This window comes from Natronosalvus halobius, from assembly GCF_024138145.1.
Classification (GTDB): domain Archaea; phylum Halobacteriota; class Halobacteria; order Halobacteriales; family Natrialbaceae; genus Natronosalvus; species Natronosalvus halobius.
In genome coordinates this window covers 2,992,362-3,010,264 of sequence record NZ_CP099997.1, presented here as the reverse complement: position 1 = coordinate 3,010,264, position 17,903 = coordinate 2,992,362, and the positions used below count along the sequence as shown (strand labels likewise).

Sequence of the window (17,903 nt, the reverse complement as noted above, 5' to 3'; positions counted from 1 at the left end):
CAGGGGCTACAGGGTCTCGAGGCTACAGTGGCTACAGGGCTACTCGAGCGACGTCACTCGGTTCTGGAACTCGTGCACAGTCTACTCCGGCGGCTGCAACGCCGTCGCCGTAGAGCGAACCTGTCGAAACACCTCACGGCCCCACTCGTAGGCCGCCTGCGAGTCGTTCTCGATGACCCCCTGGACGTCACCCTCGTCCGTGAGAGTGACGAACGTGTACGTCTTCGCCGGCGTCTCGAGGACCGCCAGCCCGTACGGAATCTCCTCGACCGTCGCCGCTTCGAACGCATCCACCTCGAGGAAGCGCTTGAGGGCATCAGTGGAGGTCTCGAGGAGAAACGATATGAGGTCGTCCGTCAGAACTACCTCGACCGCGAGGTCGCCGTCGGCCGTTTGATCGGTAATGATGCGACGAAACTGCGGCGTGCGTTCGGTGGCGCCGAGTGCCCAGACCCGGTCCGCGTCTCGCATACGGTCAGCGATCCGTTCGACCGGGGCGTTCGGCACGTGCGAACTGGGTTCGTGGATCGTCGCCCCCTTCAGGACGGCCATCGATAGCGGCGCATCGGACGGGGCGAACTGCAGGACGTGACTGGCCGCCGTGATACACTCGAGTGCCTGCTGGCTCCGTCGATGCTCCTGGAGGGCGAGTCGACCCGCGCTGGTCAGCCGTACTGACCCGTCGCGACGCTCGAGGAAGTGGTAGGTCTCGAGTTCGCGGATGGCTCGGTCGAGCGTCGACGACGAGCAATCGACGGTGTCCTGGAGGTCGCCTTTCGCCCGCGGTCCCGGTTCGAGCGCTGCCAGCAGCGAGTGACGGCGGGACACCACCTCGAGCGGTTCGGCGGGCGAAGGTACGGTCATCGTTCGTCATCGACTCCTCTGCTCGCGGTAAAAAGTCTCTCGGTCGTTCACAGCTCGCGGTTCACGGACTCGTGCCCAGTGGCTCGAAACTCGTGATCCGTCGTTCCAACTGGCAACGGGTCGAGAGAGAGCTATTGGCGGCTACCGCCACTCGAGGAGGCGACAGGAGGGTCGGATCGCTAGCCGTCTAGAGGTAATTGCCTAAGCCGCCTAGATGCCCGTATCGTACCGGAGGATGCCCGCAATGCCGCCGAAGGCGTTATAGAGCTGTTCGCCCTTCTCGAAGTCACTCGAGATGAACTTGGTCTCGGTGCCGCGCTGTTCGGCGATGGTGATGAGGTGCTCGATGGAGTCCTCGCGGTCCTCGTCCGTGGCCTCGACATCGGTACCGCACTCACTGCACTCGTGAGAGGGCGTGGCCTTCCGGCGGTCGATCAGGTCGTAGTCGGTATTGTCACAGGCTTCGCAGTCGAAGGTGACGACGTCCTTGCGGAGGTCTTCGCTGATCAGAAGGGTCTCGACCGAACCCATCACGAGGTTTCGCCGGGTCTGGTCGAACCCGTAAGTGGCGAGTTCCCCGCTGTGGAGTTCCTTGAAGAAGCGCTCCATGTGCTTCTTGTCCTTCATCACCTCGGCGTCGGCCAGGGCGTCGGAGGCGTTGTCGACCAGGTCCTTCAGGCCGGACTCGTCCGTGTAGGAGACGTCGAATTTTCCGAGTACCGTATCTTGAATCTCGTGGTGGAGGTAGTCGCCGTCGAGGAACTCGTCCTTCGTCGGGGAGGGACCGCCGACCAGGACGCCGTCGAGTTCGTGACGCTTGGGGACGAACAGGTCGTTGGCCATCCCCGCGACCTCCTGGTAGAAGTTGTCGATGGCCTCGAGGCGCAGGCGGGCGAATCGCTGGGCGGACTGGCCACCTTTCCGCTGCTTGCCGGGGACGAGCGAGGAGGCGGACTTGACGGGTTCGATGCGCTTGCCCTTGAGCCAACCGACGTTGGCCTCCCGGCGGTCCAGGACGATCAGCCCGTAGAGGCCGTGGTCCTCGAGCATGTACTCGAGCGGGTCGGTCAGGAAGTTCGAGTCGCAGTGATACCGAAAGGACTCGACGGGATCGGGCGGGCTCTCGAGGACGCGCGTGATCATCTCGGTCTGGCCGCCGCCGGAGTCGACGGCGCCCGAGAAGAGGACCATACCGTTCTCCGGCGGAAAGGTGTCGTAGTAGCGGAGGCGATCCTTGATGCTCTTGAGGGCGTCCTGGACGTTCGTCCGGGTCTGTTTGGACTTGATGTTCGCCGCCTCGCTGTGTTCCTGGGTAACGTGGGCGACGACGTCGCTGACCTGGCGGTCCTCGGGGACGTAGATCGTTACGAGTTGCGTGCCCGACCCCTCGTAGTTGTCGAGGTCCTCGATGACCTTCCGGAACTCGTACTTTTTCCGGTCGGAACTGGCCTGCTCTCCCTCCTGACTCATTGTCTCTCTAGAACGGAGCCGCAGGTAAGTACCCTTTGACACGTCGTGGGATGCAGTGTCACCGGCTATCGGTGACGCCACCCGAAGCAAGCGCCACCACCCGAAACATTACGTTCAAGCGTGCTGTCACGACAGCCATGCAACGCCGCGCCCTCCTCACCGGGTCCGTCGCCACCCTCGTCGCCGGAGTCGCTGGAGTCGCCGGCTGTCTCGGTGAGATCGGACCGACCTCGAGCGCCCGAGCGAAGGGCATTGAGCGCGAACTCGCGCTGGTCGAACAGGATTCGGTCCCCGGCGAGTACGGGTTCTCGATCGAAGCGACGCTGCTCGAGGAGACAGTAACGGAAGATCGACCGGCACGGCTCGAGGTACGGACGACGAACGAGGGCGACGAACGGGCGCTCTCCGTGGGCGAAGCCGGGTGTAGTCTGTTCAACCGGTCGCGTGGCGGAAGCGACGACCCCGAGGGATTGTGGCTCTACAGGCACACCGACCACCTCGAGCGCGTCGACGGCAGGTGGGTCGAGAACCGCGATGCAGAGGAACTGCGAGCGTTCACGAATCAAGGCTGTCCGCCTCGAACGTACGACCCCGACGAGTCGGTCGTCACCGAGTACGAGGTGTGGCACGACTTCCAGGTGGAGGGCTACTTCGAGCCCGGAACATACCGCTGGAGCCAGCGCGTTTCGGGGTGGGACGGCCCGGACGTGAGAGGAGACGCGGACAAAGCCTTCTCGCTCGAGTGGGGGTTCGCGCTCCGGGTTTCGAACCGAGACTCGTGACGACAGCCGCACGAAGGGACGACAGCCGCACGAAGGGACGAACGTCTCCACCCACGAGCGAACGGAGTGAGCGAACGGCCTCTTTAACTACTGTGTACGTCCCGAAGCCGCTTTACCCCTCGAGACGCTTCCTCCGGTAATGAGCCAGCCGACGCCCGAGGTCTACGAGCAGGGCAAGGGCATGGACGCCCACAACCAGGTGATGCGCGAGGTTCGCTCGCGCAAAGAGAAGAGCTACGACCCCCACGAACCGACGCGGGTCTGGCTCGACGAGGACAACACGCCCAACGGCGTCAGGGAGAGCCTGACGATCATCCTCAACACCGGCGGCTGTCGCTGGGCGCGGGCGGGCGGCTGTACGATGTGTGGCTACGTCGCCGAGAGCGTCGACGGCGGGACGGTCCCCCACGAGGCGCTGATGGACCAGATCCAGGTCTGTCTGGATCACGAAGCCGACGAGGCCAACGAACCCGCGCCGCTGATCAAGATCTACACCTCCGGGTCGTTCCTCGACGAGCGCGAGGTGAGCGCCGAGTCCCGCAAGGCTATCGCCGAAACCTTCGGTGACCGCGAGCGCATCGTACTAGAGTCCCTGCCCGACTTCGTCGACCGCGAGAAGATCGGGGACTTCACGCAATACGGCCTCCAGACCGACGTGGCGATCGGGCTCGAGACGGCGACCGATCGGGTTCGCCGCGATTGCGTGAACAAGTACTTCGACTTCGAGGCGTTCGAGGACGCCTGTGCGGAAGCGGTCGCGGCGGACAAGGCTGGTGGCGCCGAAACCGATGTTGATGCCCATGTCGATGTCGACGTCGAACCTGACGCCACAGGCAACGAAACTGACAGCACAGGCGAAACCGGTGAAACCGGCGGCGCCGGCATCAAAGCCTACCTCCTCATGAAACCCCCCTTCCTCACCGAATCGGAGGCCCTCGAGGACATGGTCGCCTCCGTCGAACGCTGCCTGGCCGTCGACGGCTGTCACACCGTCTCGATGAACCCCTGCAACGTCCAGCGCTACACCATGGTCGACGACCTCTACTTCCAGGATGGCTACCGCCCGCCGTGGCTCTGGTCGGTCGCCGCCGTCCTCGAGCGGACGGCCGACGTGGCGGGCATCGTCGTCTCCGACCCCGTCGGCCACGGCACCGACCGCGGCGCCCACAACTGCGGGGAGTGCGACGACCTCGTCCAGAAGGCGATCAAGGACTTCGACCTGCGACAGGACCCGTCGGTGTTCGAGCAAGTTTCGTGTGAGTGTGAGGCGACCTGGGAGGCCGTTCTCGACCTCGAGACGGGGTTCAACCAGCCGCTCACAAGGTAGCGGGAAAGCAGAGCGACAGTGTCAGAACAGCGGGTAGAACAGGCCCCGACTCGAGTCCCAGTAGACGGTGTCGCCCTCGATGGGCAGCAAGTTCTCGAACTCGACCAGTGACTCGAACTGCACCCCCGACATGGTCACGTGGAACGGATTGCTACAGAGTCGGGGTTCGACATTGAGCGGCCCCGGTCGCCAGATGAAGCCAGCCTCGGGAATGTAGGGATAGGCCTCCACCTGGTAGGTGAGCGCGTCACGGGCTTCCACGACGGCGGGGACGCAGTAGAGGTTCAACATTCTCGCGAGTTGCTGATGGGCGTCGCCGAGTGCGATAACGTCTCCTCGCTCGTCGGCAGGGAGAGCGGCGTATCGAACCGTCTGGTCGACGGTGAGTCCCTGGGCAAACAGTCCGAGCAGTCGCTCGCGGTAGGCCGGATTCAGTTCGCCCGTTCCCCGGACGAACCCGCCGACGCTCCCGCGTTCGATGCAGGTCTCGCCTGCCTCGAGCGAATCGTACCCGTCGAGGAAGAAGAGCCGAACGTGTGATTGGTCGAGGGTCTCGAGTCGTAGCGTGCCGTCTGGACACGACAGTCCGTCTCGACAGTCGCCGACGAAGTGCAGGAAGTCGGCCCCCCGTTCGAATTGCTCGCGCAGGTCGGCACACGAGAGGTCGGTGCGAACCTCGAGGTCGATGTCTGCGGGGCCGGTGGCGCGGTAACGATTCACGGCAGCCCCACACTCGTCGGTTCGACTCGCGTCGTTGCAGACGACGACGACGCTTCCGGCGGTTTCCGCGCGGTCGACGTACTCGGGCCGGTTAACGAAGCCCGCCGGCGATGCGCGAAACAGCGTCGGATCCGGCGGCGCGCCGTCGGCCATCCAGACCGCGGCGCTCCCGTGAGGACCGCCCTCGACGAGTCGCCGTGGAACGGTGTCGGGTGCCCGTTGCCAGCGTCGATGTGCCTCGCCGCCGGACGTCGATCCCGGCACGGCCGCAGGATGGTAGATCGTCGCCAGGTACTGGAGCAGGTATGGGATCGCCTCGACGTGATCCAGCGTTGGCTCGACGTAGCCGACGAAGTGCCAGTCCGGCAGGGCGTGGCTGATTCGCTCGAAGTCGGCCTCAAGGTAGTACGCGAGCTGGGGGCCCGGTTCGAGGTCGACGCAAGTAGCGGGATCGAACTCGAGGAGCGAGAGCAAGTCGAGTTCCTGGGATGGAGTCTCGGTGTGCTGATCGCTTCGCACCAGCATGTCGAGCAGGAACACGCGTCTGAGCAGGGACGCACACTGGTACTGGAACCCCGGCATCGACTCGAACCGGTACCGTTCCGTACCGTCGATCGAGAGGACGGGATCGCCGGGTTCGAGGCGAATCCTGGCCCCCAGATAGTAGACGAGCGGGGCGGCAGAAAACAGGTACTCGAGACTGGATGGAACCCGCAGTTCGATTCCGGTTTCGGGGGTTCGATTGCGAACGGCATCCGGTACCTCAAGCGAGTCACCGTATCGGATTCTCGGCGGGTGAGGTCGGTTCATGGCCGTGACTTTTTGCGAATTAGACGCTCGAATCGACGCCGACATGTGTGAGAGTCCCGTCGCGATCCCCTCGGGCGTTCGTGGGACGGTGATCGTCTCTCGCGGGCGTTTGAGCCAGGTCGTGAAGCCGACGCTCACTCGCTGTGGGTGGGGAAACGAAATCGTGAGTTCGCCGTCGGTGGACCTGATCGTGGCCTCGCCGTCGAACCGGATCGTCACCTGGACCGGCGTCTCGATCAACATCTGGTACGAGCCGGAATCGATATCGAGTCGGCTTTCGTCGTCGATGGCGGCGCGTCGACGGGAGGTACCGTCGGCGAAGACTTCCGAGAGGAGTGGAAAGTTCGCTGGCAGCGTCAGTTCGGATACACGAGCAGAGATCACGTCGTCGACCGGTTCGACGAAGGTGTAGTGATTGTCGATGCGATCCCAGCCGACGACGTCGAGTTCGACGCTGTTGTCGGCCGGGTCGGTCGCACGGATAGTCGTATCGATCACCGAGATGTCGATCATTAGTTCCGATCACCAGCCCCGCCGGTCAGCGACTCGAGGCCACCGTGTCGACTCTCGTCAATCGAAATCTCGAAGCGAGCGCCGCCATCGGTGCCGTCGACGACGTCGACGCGCCACCCGTGTGCCGCCGCGATTTCGGAAACGATCGCCAGCCCGAACCCGTTTCCGCCCTGTCCTTTGGCCGTCGAGACGCCCATCTCCAGGACCTCGTCTTTCAATGCGTCCGGAATGCCCGGGCCGTCGTCTTCGACGTAGAAGCCGCCCTCGCTGGTCCCGACAGTAACGGAGACCTGGTCGCCTCCGTGAAGGACCGCGTTTCGAAACAGGTTCTCGAAGAGGTGCTGTAAGCGGTCGGCGTCGCCCTCGACCACTGGCACCGACTCGATCGACAGGGTCGCGTCGGCGGTGTCGACGCCGTCCCACGAGCGCTCGGCGACGGCCTCGAGGTCGATGGGTTCGATGTCGCCGATCGAGTCGCCCTGGCGAGCCAGTTGCAGCAGGTCTTCGATCATGTCGTACATTCGTTCGTGTTCCTCGGCGACGACGTGAAGGTGCTCGCGGTTCCCCGTGTCCAGGGCCGTCTCGAGGTAGCCGCTGGCGATGGACAGCGGGTTTCGCAGGTCGTGACTGACGACCGAGGCGAACGTATCGAGGCGTTCGTTCTGGCGCTCGAGTTGGCGTTCGCGCTCGACGAGTTCGCCGATGTCAGTGTAGATGAAGTAGCCGCGCTGGTCGTCGCCGTCGGTTCCTACGGGGGCGCTCCGGAGCAAGAACGGGGCGAGTCCGTCGACGCCCAGTCGGGTTACCTCCGCCTCGAGGCGTTCACCCTGGGCGACGGTGTTGTAGAGCGACCGAGCGGCCTCGAGCGCCTCGTCGTCGTCCGGGACCAGCAGGTCGCACGTCGACTGGCCGATGGCGTCCACCGGCTCGTAACCGAACAGCCGCACGAACGCCGCGTTGACGGCTTCGATGATGGGTTCGGGCTCGCCGGACTCGTCCGTCTCGACGACGTACTGGACCGCTGCATCCGGCACGTTCTGGAAGAGTGCCGCGAAGCGGTCGCGTTCGCGGGTGATCGTCCGGTCGTAGCGAACCCGTTCGATCGCGTGGGTGGCGTTGGAGACGAGCAGTTCGGCGAGTTCGCGATCGGTATCGCTGAAGGCACGAGGCTCGATCGACGCCGCCTGGAACACGCCAAACTCGCCGACCGGGATCGAGAGCCCAGACCGGTAGCGATCGTCGGTCGATCGGGCGACCGGGTCGTCGCGAATGTCGTCGACGACGATCGATTTACCCCGGCGAAGGGTCTCCCCGGCGATTCCGTCGTCGGCGGAGCGGTATTCGAGTGACTGAGATGGGTCCGACGCGGCCGCCGCGAGCGGGACGAGTTCGTCGTCCACCCGTTCGGTGATCGAACACGCGTCGAACTCGAGGACCTCGGCAGCAGTTTCGACCGTCCGTCGACAGATGAGAGACTCGTCGTCGTACTCGTCGAGTTCCGAAGCGATTGCCGAAAGGCGATCGAGTTTGTCCCGGGTCTCCCGGGGGGTCGTCTCCGGTACCGGTCGGTATCGGGCGATGCCGAATCGCCCCTCGAGGTCCGGTACGGGCATCGTTTCGACCGCGTACGGCCGTCCACGGAGTCGAAACTCCCGCCGACGAGCAGTTCCCTCGAGTGCGGCGACGTAGTTGGCCTCGAGGTGGGTGCAGGCCCCGGGGTCCAGGCCGGTCTCGGAGCGGTCGTCCGAGTCGACGGACCCGTCGGCTGCCAGCTCGTCGATCGCAACGCCCTCGAGCGACGACGCCTCGAGGCCGCGACCGAGCGCCCCGCCGACAGCGACGACGTGTCGTAACTTCGCGTCGAACAGGCAGTGAAGTGCCGCGTCGGTTCCGTGAGCTCCGTCGTACAGGGCACGCGAGGCGATCCGTTCCAGGACGTGGTCTCGAGCCACCTCGAGTCGCCGGCAGAGGAGCGGACCCCACGCCTCGATCGGTCCCGCCTGGACGACGTAATCGGTGGCCCCTGCCTCCAGAATCGCGGCCGGGTTGGAAGTGGGCTTGTTGGCGGGGTCTGGGTCTGGACCGGGGTCGGTGATGGGATCGGTGGTGAGGGAGGAATTGGAATCGAAATTAGAATTGGAATTAGAATTAGAATCAGAATCAGGAAGCAACGCCAGAACCGGAACCAGTGGTCGAGCCTCCTCGAGCGTCGAAACTGTCTCGTGGGGCGAATCCGTCGCCACGAGGAGACAGTCGACCGAGTCCGACGAATCCGCCACGAGTTGCGCGCGCGCATCCTCGACAGTCGATTCGGTTCGTACGGACCACCCCGCCTTCGACAGTACGGACGTGAGGTCGTCCCTGCAGGGGGGCGAACCGACCAGCAGGAGCGACATATTGGGGGTATCCATGATAATAGCGATCGATTCCCACTTACTAAAGCCGTTGTGGCTCTCGAATCGCCGTCGTGGCCCCTCGAATCAGTCGCTCGTCGCCGTACCGTCGATCGACGCTGACCTCGTCGGTACGTCTGCCGTCGGGATCTGCATCCTGACGACGGTCCCCCGGGGATCGTTCTCCTGGAAGGTCAACTGCCCGCCGGACTGGGTGATCACCCAGTTGACGAGCCACAGTCCGAGCCCGCTGGCGTGGCGGAGCTGGGTGATCTCTTCGTCTTCCTGCAAGAGCGCCCGTTCCTCCCCGGGAATGCCGGGGCCGTCGTCGGCGATTGTGAGCGTAAGCGTGTCGTCGTCGTCCACCTCGAGACCGATCTCGATCGTCGGTTCCGCCCGGTCGCTGTGTTCGATGGCGTTCTCGAGGACGTGAAAGATCGCGTCCCCGAGGAGTTCGTCGGCGCGAGCGTGCGCCCGGTCGGGGAGCGCACAGCCGATGTCCACGGCCGGGTACTCCGCGTCGATTCGGCCGAGGGCCGTTTCGACGCAGTCGACGACGTCGACGGGGCCGGCCGCTGCGCCGTCACGGTCCAGCGTTCGTTCGACCGCTCGCGTCTTTTCGGCGAGGCTGATGAGTTCGCCCGCCCGTTCCTGGATCGCTTCGGCAAAGTCCCGGTCGTCCTCGTCCTCGACGGCTTCCGCAAGCATCTCCGCGCAGCCGTTGATGATGTTCATGCCGTTTCGCAGGTCGTGTCGGAGGACGCGGTTCAGGATCTCGACGCGCTTTTGGTGCTGTTTCTGGGCCGTGATGTCGGTGTAGAGGCCGAAGGCTCGGTCGGTCGAGCCGTTCGTGTCCATCGGGACGACCCGCATCATGAAGTCGCGAAGCCCGTCGCTCGTTCGACGCTTGACCTCCGCCTCGACGGCTTCCCCTCGCGTCCCGCGTTCGTTGATCTCCTGGGCGTGCTCGAAGCGATCGGGGGGTACAATGAACGAGTCGAGCGGTTTCTCGAGCAGTTCGGACTCCTCGTACCCGAAGATTCGCTCGAACGCCGGGTTCACCTGCTCGACGATCGGACCGTCGGGGACGCGCTTCGTGCTGACGATCGCATCGGGGACGTTCTCGAAGAGCGCGGCGAAGCGGTCGCGTTCCGCCTTGAGTCGGGTTTCGAACGCGAGGCGGTCGAGCGTGTCAGAGACGTGCGAGAGCAACAACTCGGTCAGTTCCTGGTCGGCCCGATCGAACGCACCCACGTCCGTCGAGACCGCCTGGAAGATGCCGCGGTCACCGATCGGCGCGCTCAACACCGATCGGTAGGAGTCGCGTTCGGGCGTCGCCTCCTCGTCGGCTCTGAGGTCGTCGAGCCGGTACGTTCGGTCGTTTCGATAGGTCTTGCCCGCGATGCCCTCGTCGATCGGCGCGCGACTCGAGAACCCGTCCTCGTGGATCGTCGAGGAGACGGCGACGGTCTCGAGGTACTCGCCGTCGACGCGGTCGACGACGCAGACGTCGAACTCGAGAACGTCCTCGGCGGTTTCGACGGTGAGGTCGTAGACGTCCTGGGCCGTTTCACACGAGTCGAGGCGAGACGCGATCTCGTGAAGCTTCTCCATTTTCTCCCGGTGGTCGACGAGTTCCTGTTCCATCAGCTTGCGATCGGTGACGTCCCGGAGGATGCCGACGCTGCCGGAGAGGTCGCCCTCGCCCTCGAGGAGCGTAGTGTTGACCTCACAGGGGACGAGGTCGCCGCTCGCGGTGACGATGTCGACGTCGTAGGTCGCTACCTCGTCTCCGTCTCCGTCGCTGTCACCAGCAGCGAGTCGCTCGACTTCGCGGACCCCGCGCTCGAAACTCTCCTCGGTGAGGACCTCGGAGGCGTGGAGTCCGACGAGGGTGTTCCGGTCGTAGCCGGTGATCTCGACCATCGTGTCGTTGACCGTGACGAGCGTCCCCTCGGTGTCGACAGCGTACAGGCTGTCGCCAACGGCCTCGACGACCGTCTTCGCCCGCTCGAGTTCGCGTTTGCGGGCGGCCTGGTCGAAGGCGGCTTCGGCCGTCGCCGCGAGAATTCGTATCAGGGTGAGATCGATCTCCTCGATCGTGGCGGTGCCGGACGCGGCGACGGTCAGCAGACCGTAATCGCCGAGCGGGTAGATCACGGCGTTACCGACTTCGTCGGTGAGATCGTAGGGGACCATCTCCGCAGAGGCGTCCTCGATGACGGTCGGCGATCCCGAAGCGTACGTCGACCACAGCGGGTCGTCGCCGGGACCGACCGGCGTAAACTGTGCCGTCTGCTCCTGGAGTCGATCGCTCACCGCGACCAGGTCGAGTCGGTTCGCGTCCTCGTCGTAGACCCGAATACCGGCGAGGACGTCGTCGATAATCTCGTCCGTCGCGTCGATGACGAGCGCGCCGATTTCGGTCTCCGAGCTCGTCTGCATCAGCGCCTGGGTCGTCTCTTGGAGCGTCTCGAGTGCGAGCGAACGCCGGAACTCCGACGTCGCGTCGCGGACGAACGAGAGGGCCCCCCTGACGGTGCCGTCAGCGTCGACGAGGGGCGTCGTGGACCACTCGCACCGAAACGACGTTCCGTCTTTGTCGACGTTTCGCGAGATGCCGTGGTTCGTGCTCGGCTCGTCGTCGAGCCAGGTCGACCACCAGTCGGTAATCGCGTCGTGTCTCTCCTGGGGGACGACGAGGTCGGTCGCGTGACGACCGACAGCTTCCGCTGCGGTGTAGCCGAACAGGTCTGCCGCGGCTTCGTTCCAGTGGCGGACCTCGAATTCGGGGGTCCATTTGATGATCGCGAACGGCGACTGTTCGACGATGAGTTGGACGTGATCGGCCGACGACTCGAGGAACGGTTCGTTGCGCTCGTCGTGCGTTTTTGCGATCGAGAACGGATCGCTGGATTCGGAGTCGGGGTCGGGTTCGGAGTTGGAGTCGGATTCAGGGTCGGAGTTGGGGCCGGATTCGGAGTCGTGACCGATGTCAGCGCCGGTTTCCGTCTCGACGATCGCCTCGAGAACGCGAGTCACGAGGGTCTCGACGCCCTGTGACTTCGGAACGTAGCCGGCGACGCCGGCAGCGAGTGCCTCGCCTGCGATGGCTTCGTTGCCGGCGTCGGTGTAGAGCACGACCGGAACGTCCGGCGCTCGCCGACGAATCGCCCGGTAGAGGTCGAGGCCGGTTCTCGCGGCGGGTCCGAGGTCGTACTCCGTAATGACGCAATCGGCGGACTCGAGTCGGTCGAGACAGGCCTCATCGCTCTCGACGCACTCGAGGTCGAGACCGACTGCTCGAACGGCGGGGGCGACGCTATCGTTGCAGTCGGGGTCGACGTAGACGATGTGGGTTCGTGTGTCCATGACTCGAGTCCAGAACGGGTGCTGTCGTTCAGTTGTAATCTACCAAGGAACGGCCCCGTCTTTAGTGTTCGAGTCGACTCAGGGATTGAGTCCACTTTAAGCTATGGGAAATTAACGGTGATGGGGGCTCGCGAAGCGTTTTCCGGCTACCATCGCTGGAGACCATCGAAAGACCGCCGCGACAGCCTGCAACACATTTATAATCACTTGCGCAGTTAGTATTGTATAAGATGAGCAATACTGATATCGACGCGTCCGAGGTCGCGCGCCGCATCGTTGACGACGATACCGAGAACCTGTTCGTCCTCGACGTCCGCAACGAGGATGACTACGAGGAGTGGCAGATTCCAACCAGCACGAACGTCCCGGTCTACGACGAACTGCTCGAGTACGACTACTCGGGGCTCGAAGATCACCTCGAGGAACTCCCCGAAAACGAGGAGATCGCCGTCGTCTGCGTCGCGGGCGTCACGTCCGCCCGTGCCGCCGCGTTCCTCCGCGACCACGGGTTCGACGCGAAGTCGATCCCCGACGGGATGAACGACTGGGGCCGCGTCCACCTGGAGTACGAGATTCCCGATGCAGAAGGCGTCGTACAGATCGTCCGACCCGGTACCGGTTGCGTCTCCTACCTCGCACACGACGGCGAGGAAGCCGTCGCCGTCGATCCGACCCAGTACGTCGATCGGTACCTGGGCCTCGCCGACGACCATGACCTCGAAATCGTTGGCGTCGTCGACACGCACGCCCACGCCGACCACGTCTCCGGGGCGCGTCGACTGGCCGGCGAACTCGACGTCCCGTACCACCTCCACGCGGCGGATGCGGGCGAACTGGAGTCGATCACAGCTCTGGCAGACGGCGATACGATTTCGGTCGGCGACCGGGACCTCGAAACGATGCACACGCCCGGCCACACGCCCGGGAGCGTCTCGTTGCGCTTCGGCGACGCACTCCTCTCCGGGGACACGCTGTTCCTCCGGAGCGTCGGCCGCCCCGACCTCGAGGACGGGTCCGAGGACGCTATCCGCGAGGCGTCCGGCCAGTTGTTCGACAGCCTCGACGGACTCCTGGACCTCCCCAACGAGACCGTCGTCCTCCCCGGGCACTTCAGCGACGAGGACGTGCGCCCGCTCGCGACCGAACTCGGCGACCTCCGGGCGGAGACGACGAACGAACTCCTGGGGTACGTCGAAGACGGTAACGAGGAGGCGTTCGTCGAAACCATCGTCGAGAGCCTCTCCGACGAACCCGCGAACTACAACGAGATCAAGCAGATCAACTGGGGTAAAGAACAGCCCGGCGGCGACGTCGAAACCCTCGAACTCGGACCCAACAACTGCGCCGCCAACTGAGCCGTCGTCGATTACCGCTCGAGGTTGACCCCGTCGTCGTTCATCCGCTCGAGGTTGACCCCGTCGTCGATTACCGCTCGAGGGCCCGTTCGAACCCGCGCAGAATCTCCTGTCCGTCCGTCCCGCCGACGTCCGGGAGCGTCGCCCGTTCGGGGTGAGGCATCAATACCGCCACCGTCTCCGTCTCGCCCAAAACGCCCGCAACACTGTGTTTCGAGCCGTTCGGATTGGCGTCGTCGGTGAGGTTGCCCTCGGCGTCACAGTACCGAAAGAGGACGCGGTCCTCGGTCTCGAGGCGCGTGAGGCGATCCTCCTCGATCTCGAAGCGGCCCTCGCCGTGTGCGATCGGAATCTCGATCACGTCGCCCTCCTCGAAGGCGGCCGTCCAGGGCGTGTCGGTTCGCTCGACTCGCAGGAAGACGTGTTCACACTGGAAGCGGGCGCTCTCGTTCGTCGTGAACGCCCCCTCGGTCAGGCCGGACTCGCAGCCGACCTGGGCGCCGTTACAGATCCCGAGGACGGGGACGCCCTCGGCGGCGGCCTCACGTACCTCCTCCAGGATCGGGGATCGGGCGGCCATCGCGCCCGCGCGAAGGTAGTCGCCGTAGGAGAAGCCGCCGGGGAGGACGATCCCCGTCGTGTCCGTGGGGAGGCCGTCCTCGTGCCAGACGATTTCGGCGTCGATGTCCAGGTGCTCGAGGGCGGCTTCAGCGTCGCGGTCGCAGTTCGAGCCGCCGAAGCGGACGACGGCGACCGTCACCGTCGACACCCCCTGGTGTGGCGACTCCCGGTCGGCGTCGGGTTGACGGCGACCGTCACCGTCGGCACCGTCGGCTTCTCGGTGTGGCGACTCCCGGTCGGCGCCGGGTTGGCGGAAACAGTCATCTATCGCTCGTCGACCGCCACGTCGTAGTCGTGGATGGTCGGGTTCGCGAGCAGTCGTTCGGCCATCTCGTCGGCTCGATCGGCCGCCTCATCGGCCGACGCCGCCTCGAGGTCGATCTCGAAGCGATCGGCCGAGCGAAGCGCCTCGAGCGAGAACCCCAGTCGCTCGAGGGCACGACGGGTGGTCTCGGCCTCGGGGTCGAGGACGCCGCGTTTGAGTCGGACGGTCACCGTGGCGGTGTAGGCGGTCATCGTCTGAATCCCCGCATCCGTGCTCAAAAACGCTTTCGGGTTCGCCTCGTCATACACGTTCGTGGATAGCATCGACCGCCGCTCGAGATTCCGGCGGTTCCCGACTGCGGACTGGACGTTCGACGACCGAAGGGAGCGCCAGGGGTTCGGTTCGTGTCGTGGTAGCGGCCGTCTCTCGTTCGACGGCGTGGCTCGACGGATTTCGACGCAGAATCGAAAAGACGCCGTTCGTGAGGACGAAAACGGACGTCAGACCAGCGCGGCCTCGAGTTCGGCGACCGCGCCGTCGACGGCGTCCTGGTCCGCGTCCGGAATCGAAACGCGGTCACCCCGGAGGAGCGAGATGAGTTTCTGGCCCTGTCTGACCGTAATCGTGTCGTCGTCGGCCTCGATGGTCTCGACGACCTGGACGAGCCACGCCGGGATGGTTCGCTCGTCCTCGAGGTACGTGTCGGCACGCTGGACGAGGGCGTGGTGAACGACCCAGCGCTCTTCGCGCGAGAGGTCGACAGTGCGGCTATCGGCTTCCTGTGGAGGTGTACTCATCGTGTCACGGGTCGGCTCTACCGACCGCTGGCCGACAGTAAGGACCGTCCACTAATAAGCCTTGTCGCTTGTTAACATACCTGGCAGGTCGCTCACCGGGTATCCCGTCGCATCGCGATCTCGAACCAGGGGCACAGGCGAAGCTGTCGGTACCACTCGGGATGGGTCGAGAGCCGTTCGTACGGCACCCACATGAGCCCCGCGACCTCCTCCTCGTCCGGGTCGAGCGTCGTGTCGTGGAGTGTCACCTCCAGGACGGCACAGACCTCGTGTTCGACGCCCGCGTTCTCGAAGTACCGCTTGTACTCGAAGCGGTCGGTGAGGCGGACGTCCTCGTACTGATCCGGTGTGATGCCGAGTTCCTCCTCGAGTCGCTGGCGCGTCGCATCCTCCTGGCTCTGGCCCTCGACAGGGTGGGAGGCAACCGTCCCGTCCCAGTAGGTCCCCCAGAGGCGCTTTCCGGGGGCCCGCTGGGCGAGCAGGATGTTGTCGTCCTGGTCGAACACGAGCGACGTGAACGCCCGGTGGCGCGTCCCCTCGCCGGTGTGAGCCTCGAGACGGTTGACCAGGCCGAGTTCGGTGTCGTCAGCGTCGACCGCGATGACGTCCTGGGCGGCGTTCTTGTGTGGCAGTTCTCCGGATTCCGTCGACTCGTTCATACGACAACTGAACGGGGCTTCCGTGAAACCAGTATCGGCTTTCGGGAGGGGGAGACCTCGCGATTTGGGAGGAGGTAATCTCACGAGGTTCAGAGGAGGTAATCTCACGAGGTTCAGAGGAGGTAATCTCACGAGGTTCAGGGGAGGTAATCTCACGAGGTTCAGGGGAGCGGAAGGAGTCCCTCGAGGCCCGCCCTACCAGCCCGCACCCTCGGCATCCGGGTTCGACGCGTAGTTTTCGCCCACGACGACCGAAATCGCCCCCGGGAGAGTCTCGAGGTCGAGCTCCTCGGCCCCGAGAACCTCCCCGTCGAGGCTGTAGGTGATCGGTTCGTCGTGGAGGCTCTCGATCGTTACCCGCGGCACGCGGTGACGGACGATTCCGTCTGCATCCAGGTCGAAGAGGTGATCGAGTGCCGTCGCGCCGACCATCGACGGCATCGACGCGTTCTCGACGAGGGTCACCTCGAGCAACCCATCTTCGGCGTGGGCCTGCGCCTGGCGCCGGCCGAACCGGCGACAGTTCCCGATGAACGCGAGCGCGACGTCCCCCTCCCAGACGACGGACGTCTCTGCGTCGGCGTTCTCGAGGGTGACCCGCAACGGTGCCCCGTCGTAGTTCGTCGCCGTCTCGATCGTCTTGAGCACGTACGCGAGCACGCCGAATCGTCGTTTGCTCTCGGAGTCGGTCTCGAGGCTGGCTTCGGCGGTCAGCCCGCCGATACAGGAGTTGAGGAACGCGCGGTCGTTAGCCCGTCCGAGGTCGAGACGCCTTCGTCGGCCCGACTCTGCCAGCGAGAACGCCTCGCCGATGCTCTCGATGCCGAGGTTCGACGCGGCGTTGTTCCCCGTCCCGGCGGGGACGATCAGTAGCGTCGGCCAGTTCTCGACCCCGGAGTCGACGAACCCGCCGACGACCTCGTTCACCGTCCCGTCGCCGCCGGCCGCCGCGACGAGTTCCGTCCCGCTCTCTGCCGCTTCGAGAGCGTACTCGTGGGCGTCGCCTTCGGCTTCGGTCACGCGCAACTCCCATCCGCCGTCTGCCGCGAGGCCGTGAACCTGTTCGAGGTGGTCCTCGCTCCCACTCACCGGGTTGCAGATCACGACTCTGTCGGTCGGTTCGGCGACCCCAGAACCGTCTGCTCGGACCGATCCAGGAGGGACCCTCGGGACGTGCATGCCAACATCAACTGTCCCCAAAACAAAAACCCTCCCCCATCGTTGTCCAGGGTATGTTCGCCGTCGATTTACACGCACACACCCGGTTCTTCCACGGCCATCGGGGACTCGGGGATCGATACGATCCAATCGGCGTCTCGCTCCTCGCTCGAACCGCCCGCTGGCGCGGACTCGACGGCGTCGCGACGACCAACCACGACTACTACACCCCCTTCGAGCGCGAGACAGCAACCATCGTCCCCGGCATCGAGGTCACGACGACGCGCGGACACGTCCTGGTCGTCGGCCCGGATCCGCCAGAAGAGACGGTCCCGCTCGAGTACACCCCCGCAGAGGTGGTCGACATGGCCCACGACCGAGGTTGCGCGGCTATCGTCGCTCACCCGTTTCGAAACAGTACGGTGACCGACGTCTCGGACCTCCCGTTCGACGCCATCGAGATCAACGGCAAACACCCACGGACGCAGCCGCTGGTCGAGCGGCTCGTGGCCGAACACGACGTTCCGCTCGTCGCCGGGAGCGACGCCCACTATCCGGTCGAGGTCGGCCGGGCGTACACGCGAATCGACGCCGACGAATTGACCCCCGAGTCGGTCGTCGAGGCGATCCAGGACGGTCGGGTCGAGGCGGTCGTCGACCGACGGCCAGTCGACCGATTCATTCGACGCTGGTATCGGGCGATCCACAGCCGAAAACACCCGAACGACCTGCTCTCGAAGCCGACGCCCGGCGTCGGTGAACCACCGCAGAGCTAGTCGGGTTTCTCGAGACTCAGC

15 protein-coding genes are annotated in these 17,903 nt (G+C 64.9%); 4 read left to right on the top strand and 11 right to left on the bottom strand.

Annotated features, from left to right (window positions below; translation table 11 throughout):
- Window positions 1–81: 81 nt before the first annotated feature.
- Together NGM15_RS14655 and prf1 are read right to left on the bottom strand one after the other, a co-directional pair.
- Entirely contained in the window at window positions 82–864 is a 783-nt protein-coding gene (locus NGM15_RS14655; protein ID WP_253432470.1) for a helix-turn-helix transcriptional regulator, read from the bottom strand.
- A gap of 210 nt (window positions 865–1,074) precedes the next feature.
- Window positions 1,075–2,334: a peptide chain release factor aRF-1 gene (gene prf1 / locus NGM15_RS14650; RefSeq protein WP_253432468.1), complete on the bottom strand. Its 1,260-nt coding sequence runs from the start codon at window positions 2,332–2,334 to the stop codon at window positions 1,075–1,077.
- Between the two features lie 137 nt (window positions 2,335–2,471).
- On the opposite strand from prf1, the gene NGM15_RS14645 reads away from it, so the two are divergent.
- Window positions 2,472–3,116: a hypothetical protein gene (locus tag NGM15_RS14645; RefSeq protein WP_253432465.1), complete on the top strand. Its 645-nt coding sequence runs from the start codon at window positions 2,472–2,474 to the stop codon at window positions 3,114–3,116.
- 139 nt (window positions 3,117–3,255) lie between these two features.
- On the top strand, window positions 3,256–4,443 hold the full coding sequence (locus NGM15_RS14640; protein ID WP_253432462.1) for an archaeosine biosynthesis radical SAM protein RaSEA: 1,188 nt from the start codon (window positions 3,256–3,258) through the stop codon (window positions 4,441–4,443).
- Window positions 4,444–4,464: 21 nt separating this feature from the next.
- On the opposite strand, the gene NGM15_RS14635 is transcribed toward NGM15_RS14640, so the two are convergent.
- From NGM15_RS14635 to NGM15_RS14625, 3 genes are all read right to left on the bottom strand, one after another.
- Window positions 4,465–6,486, bottom strand: a complete 2,022-nt coding sequence (locus tag NGM15_RS14635) for a hypothetical protein (protein ID WP_253432460.1) — start codon at window positions 6,484–6,486, stop codon at window positions 4,465–4,467.
- Window positions 6,486–8,897 carry a GAF domain-containing sensor histidine kinase gene (locus NGM15_RS14630; protein WP_253432457.1) on the bottom strand — a complete coding sequence of 804 codons (2,412 nt, stop codon included), beginning with the start codon at window positions 8,895–8,897 and terminating at the stop codon, window positions 6,486–6,488. The genes NGM15_RS14635 and NGM15_RS14630 overlap by 1 nt, the downstream gene beginning before the upstream one ends.
- A 69-nt stretch (window positions 8,898–8,966) precedes the next feature.
- On the bottom strand, window positions 8,967–12,251 hold the full coding sequence (locus tag NGM15_RS14625; protein ID WP_253432454.1) for a PAS domain S-box protein: 3,285 nt from the start codon (window positions 12,249–12,251) through the stop codon (window positions 8,967–8,969).
- Window positions 12,252–12,481: 230 nt separating this feature from the next.
- Here NGM15_RS14625 and NGM15_RS14620 point away from each other — a divergent pair, with 230 nt between their 5' ends.
- On the top strand, window positions 12,482–13,606 hold the full coding sequence (locus NGM15_RS14620) for an MBL fold metallo-hydrolase (protein WP_253432452.1): 1,125 nt from the start codon (window positions 12,482–12,484) through the stop codon (window positions 13,604–13,606).
- 70 nt (window positions 13,607–13,676) lie between these two features.
- Here NGM15_RS14620 and purQ read toward each other — a convergent pair whose 3' ends face one another.
- The 6 genes from purQ to NGM15_RS14595 all read right to left on the bottom strand — a co-directional run bounded on the left by purQ (window position 13,677) and on the right by NGM15_RS14595 (window position 17,127).
- Window positions 13,677–14,366 (bottom strand): phosphoribosylformylglycinamidine synthase I, encoded by a 690-nt coding sequence (gene purQ, locus NGM15_RS14615; protein WP_253432449.1) that lies wholly within the window; start codon window positions 14,364–14,366, stop codon window positions 13,677–13,679.
- On the bottom strand, window positions 14,363–14,491 hold the full coding sequence (locus NGM15_RS18750; RefSeq protein ID WP_256498873.1) for a hypothetical protein: 129 nt from the start codon (window positions 14,489–14,491) through the stop codon (window positions 14,363–14,365). The genes purQ and NGM15_RS18750 overlap by 4 nt, the downstream gene beginning before the upstream one ends.
- Window positions 14,492–14,743: a phosphoribosylformylglycinamidine synthase subunit PurS gene (gene purS / locus NGM15_RS14610; protein ID WP_253432447.1), complete on the bottom strand. Its 252-nt coding sequence runs from the start codon at window positions 14,741–14,743 to the stop codon at window positions 14,492–14,494.
- Window positions 14,744–14,992: 249 nt separating this feature from the next.
- A complete protein-coding gene (locus NGM15_RS14605) occupies window positions 14,993–15,289 on the bottom strand; it encodes a DUF7853 family protein (protein ID WP_253432445.1) in 297 nt (98 codons plus the stop codon).
- 92 nt (window positions 15,290–15,381) lie between these two features.
- Window positions 15,382–15,948, bottom strand: coding sequence for an NUDIX hydrolase (locus NGM15_RS14600; protein ID WP_253432443.1), 567 nt, complete (start codon window positions 15,946–15,948; stop codon window positions 15,382–15,384).
- Between the two features lie 195 nt (window positions 15,949–16,143).
- Window positions 16,144–17,127 (bottom strand): diacylglycerol/lipid kinase family protein, encoded by a 984-nt coding sequence (locus tag NGM15_RS14595; RefSeq protein WP_253432442.1) that lies wholly within the window; start codon window positions 17,125–17,127, stop codon window positions 16,144–16,146.
- 53 nt (window positions 17,128–17,180) lie between these two features.
- Between NGM15_RS14595 and NGM15_RS14590 the strand changes: the two genes are divergently transcribed.
- Entirely contained in the window at window positions 17,181–17,882 is a 702-nt protein-coding gene (locus tag NGM15_RS14590) for a PHP domain-containing protein (protein WP_253432440.1), read from the top strand.
- The last annotated feature ends 21 nt before the right edge of the window (window positions 17,883–17,903 follow it).

What these genes read in the sequence shown, in the direction of transcription:
- NGM15_RS14655 (WP_253432470.1), bottom strand. Translation starts at nt 864, where the DNA reads ATGACCGTACCTTCGCCCGCCGAACCGCTCGAGGTGGTGTCCCGCCGT.
- prf1 (WP_253432468.1), bottom strand. Translation starts at nt 2,334, where the DNA reads ATGAGTCAGGAGGGAGAGCAGGCCAGTTCCGACCGGAAAAAGTACGAG.
- NGM15_RS14645 (WP_253432465.1), top strand. Translation starts at nt 2,472, where the DNA reads ATGCAACGCCGCGCCCTCCTCACCGGGTCCGTCGCCACCCTCGTCGCC.
- NGM15_RS14640 (WP_253432462.1), top strand. Translation starts at nt 3,256, where the DNA reads ATGAGCCAGCCGACGCCCGAGGTCTACGAGCAGGGCAAGGGCATGGAC.
- NGM15_RS14635 (WP_253432460.1), bottom strand. Translation starts at nt 6,486, where the DNA reads ATGATCGACATCTCGGTGATCGATACGACTATCCGTGCGACCGACCCG.
- NGM15_RS14630 (WP_253432457.1), bottom strand. Translation starts at nt 8,897, where the DNA reads ATGGATACCCCCAATATGTCGCTCCTGCTGGTCGGTTCGCCCCCCTGC.
- NGM15_RS14625 (WP_253432454.1), bottom strand. Translation starts at nt 12,251, where the DNA reads ATGGACACACGAACCCACATCGTCTACGTCGACCCCGACTGCAACGAT.
- NGM15_RS14620 (WP_253432452.1), top strand. Translation starts at nt 12,482, where the DNA reads ATGAGCAATACTGATATCGACGCGTCCGAGGTCGCGCGCCGCATCGTT.
- NGM15_RS18750 (WP_256498873.1), bottom strand. Translation starts at nt 14,491, where the DNA reads ATGACTGTTTCCGCCAACCCGGCGCCGACCGGGAGTCGCCACACCGAG.
- purS (WP_253432447.1), bottom strand. Translation starts at nt 14,743, where the DNA reads ATGACCGCCTACACCGCCACGGTGACCGTCCGACTCAAACGCGGCGTC.
- NGM15_RS14605 (WP_253432445.1), bottom strand. Translation starts at nt 15,289, where the DNA reads ATGAGTACACCTCCACAGGAAGCCGATAGCCGCACTGTCGACCTCTCG.
- NGM15_RS14600 (WP_253432443.1), bottom strand. Translation starts at nt 15,948, where the DNA reads ATGAACGAGTCGACGGAATCCGGAGAACTGCCACACAAGAACGCCGCC.
- NGM15_RS14595 (WP_253432442.1), bottom strand. Translation starts at nt 17,127, where the DNA reads ATGCACGTCCCGAGGGTCCCTCCTGGATCGGTCCGAGCAGACGGTTCT.
- NGM15_RS14590 (WP_253432440.1), top strand. Translation starts at nt 17,181, where the DNA reads ATGTTCGCCGTCGATTTACACGCACACACCCGGTTCTTCCACGGCCAT.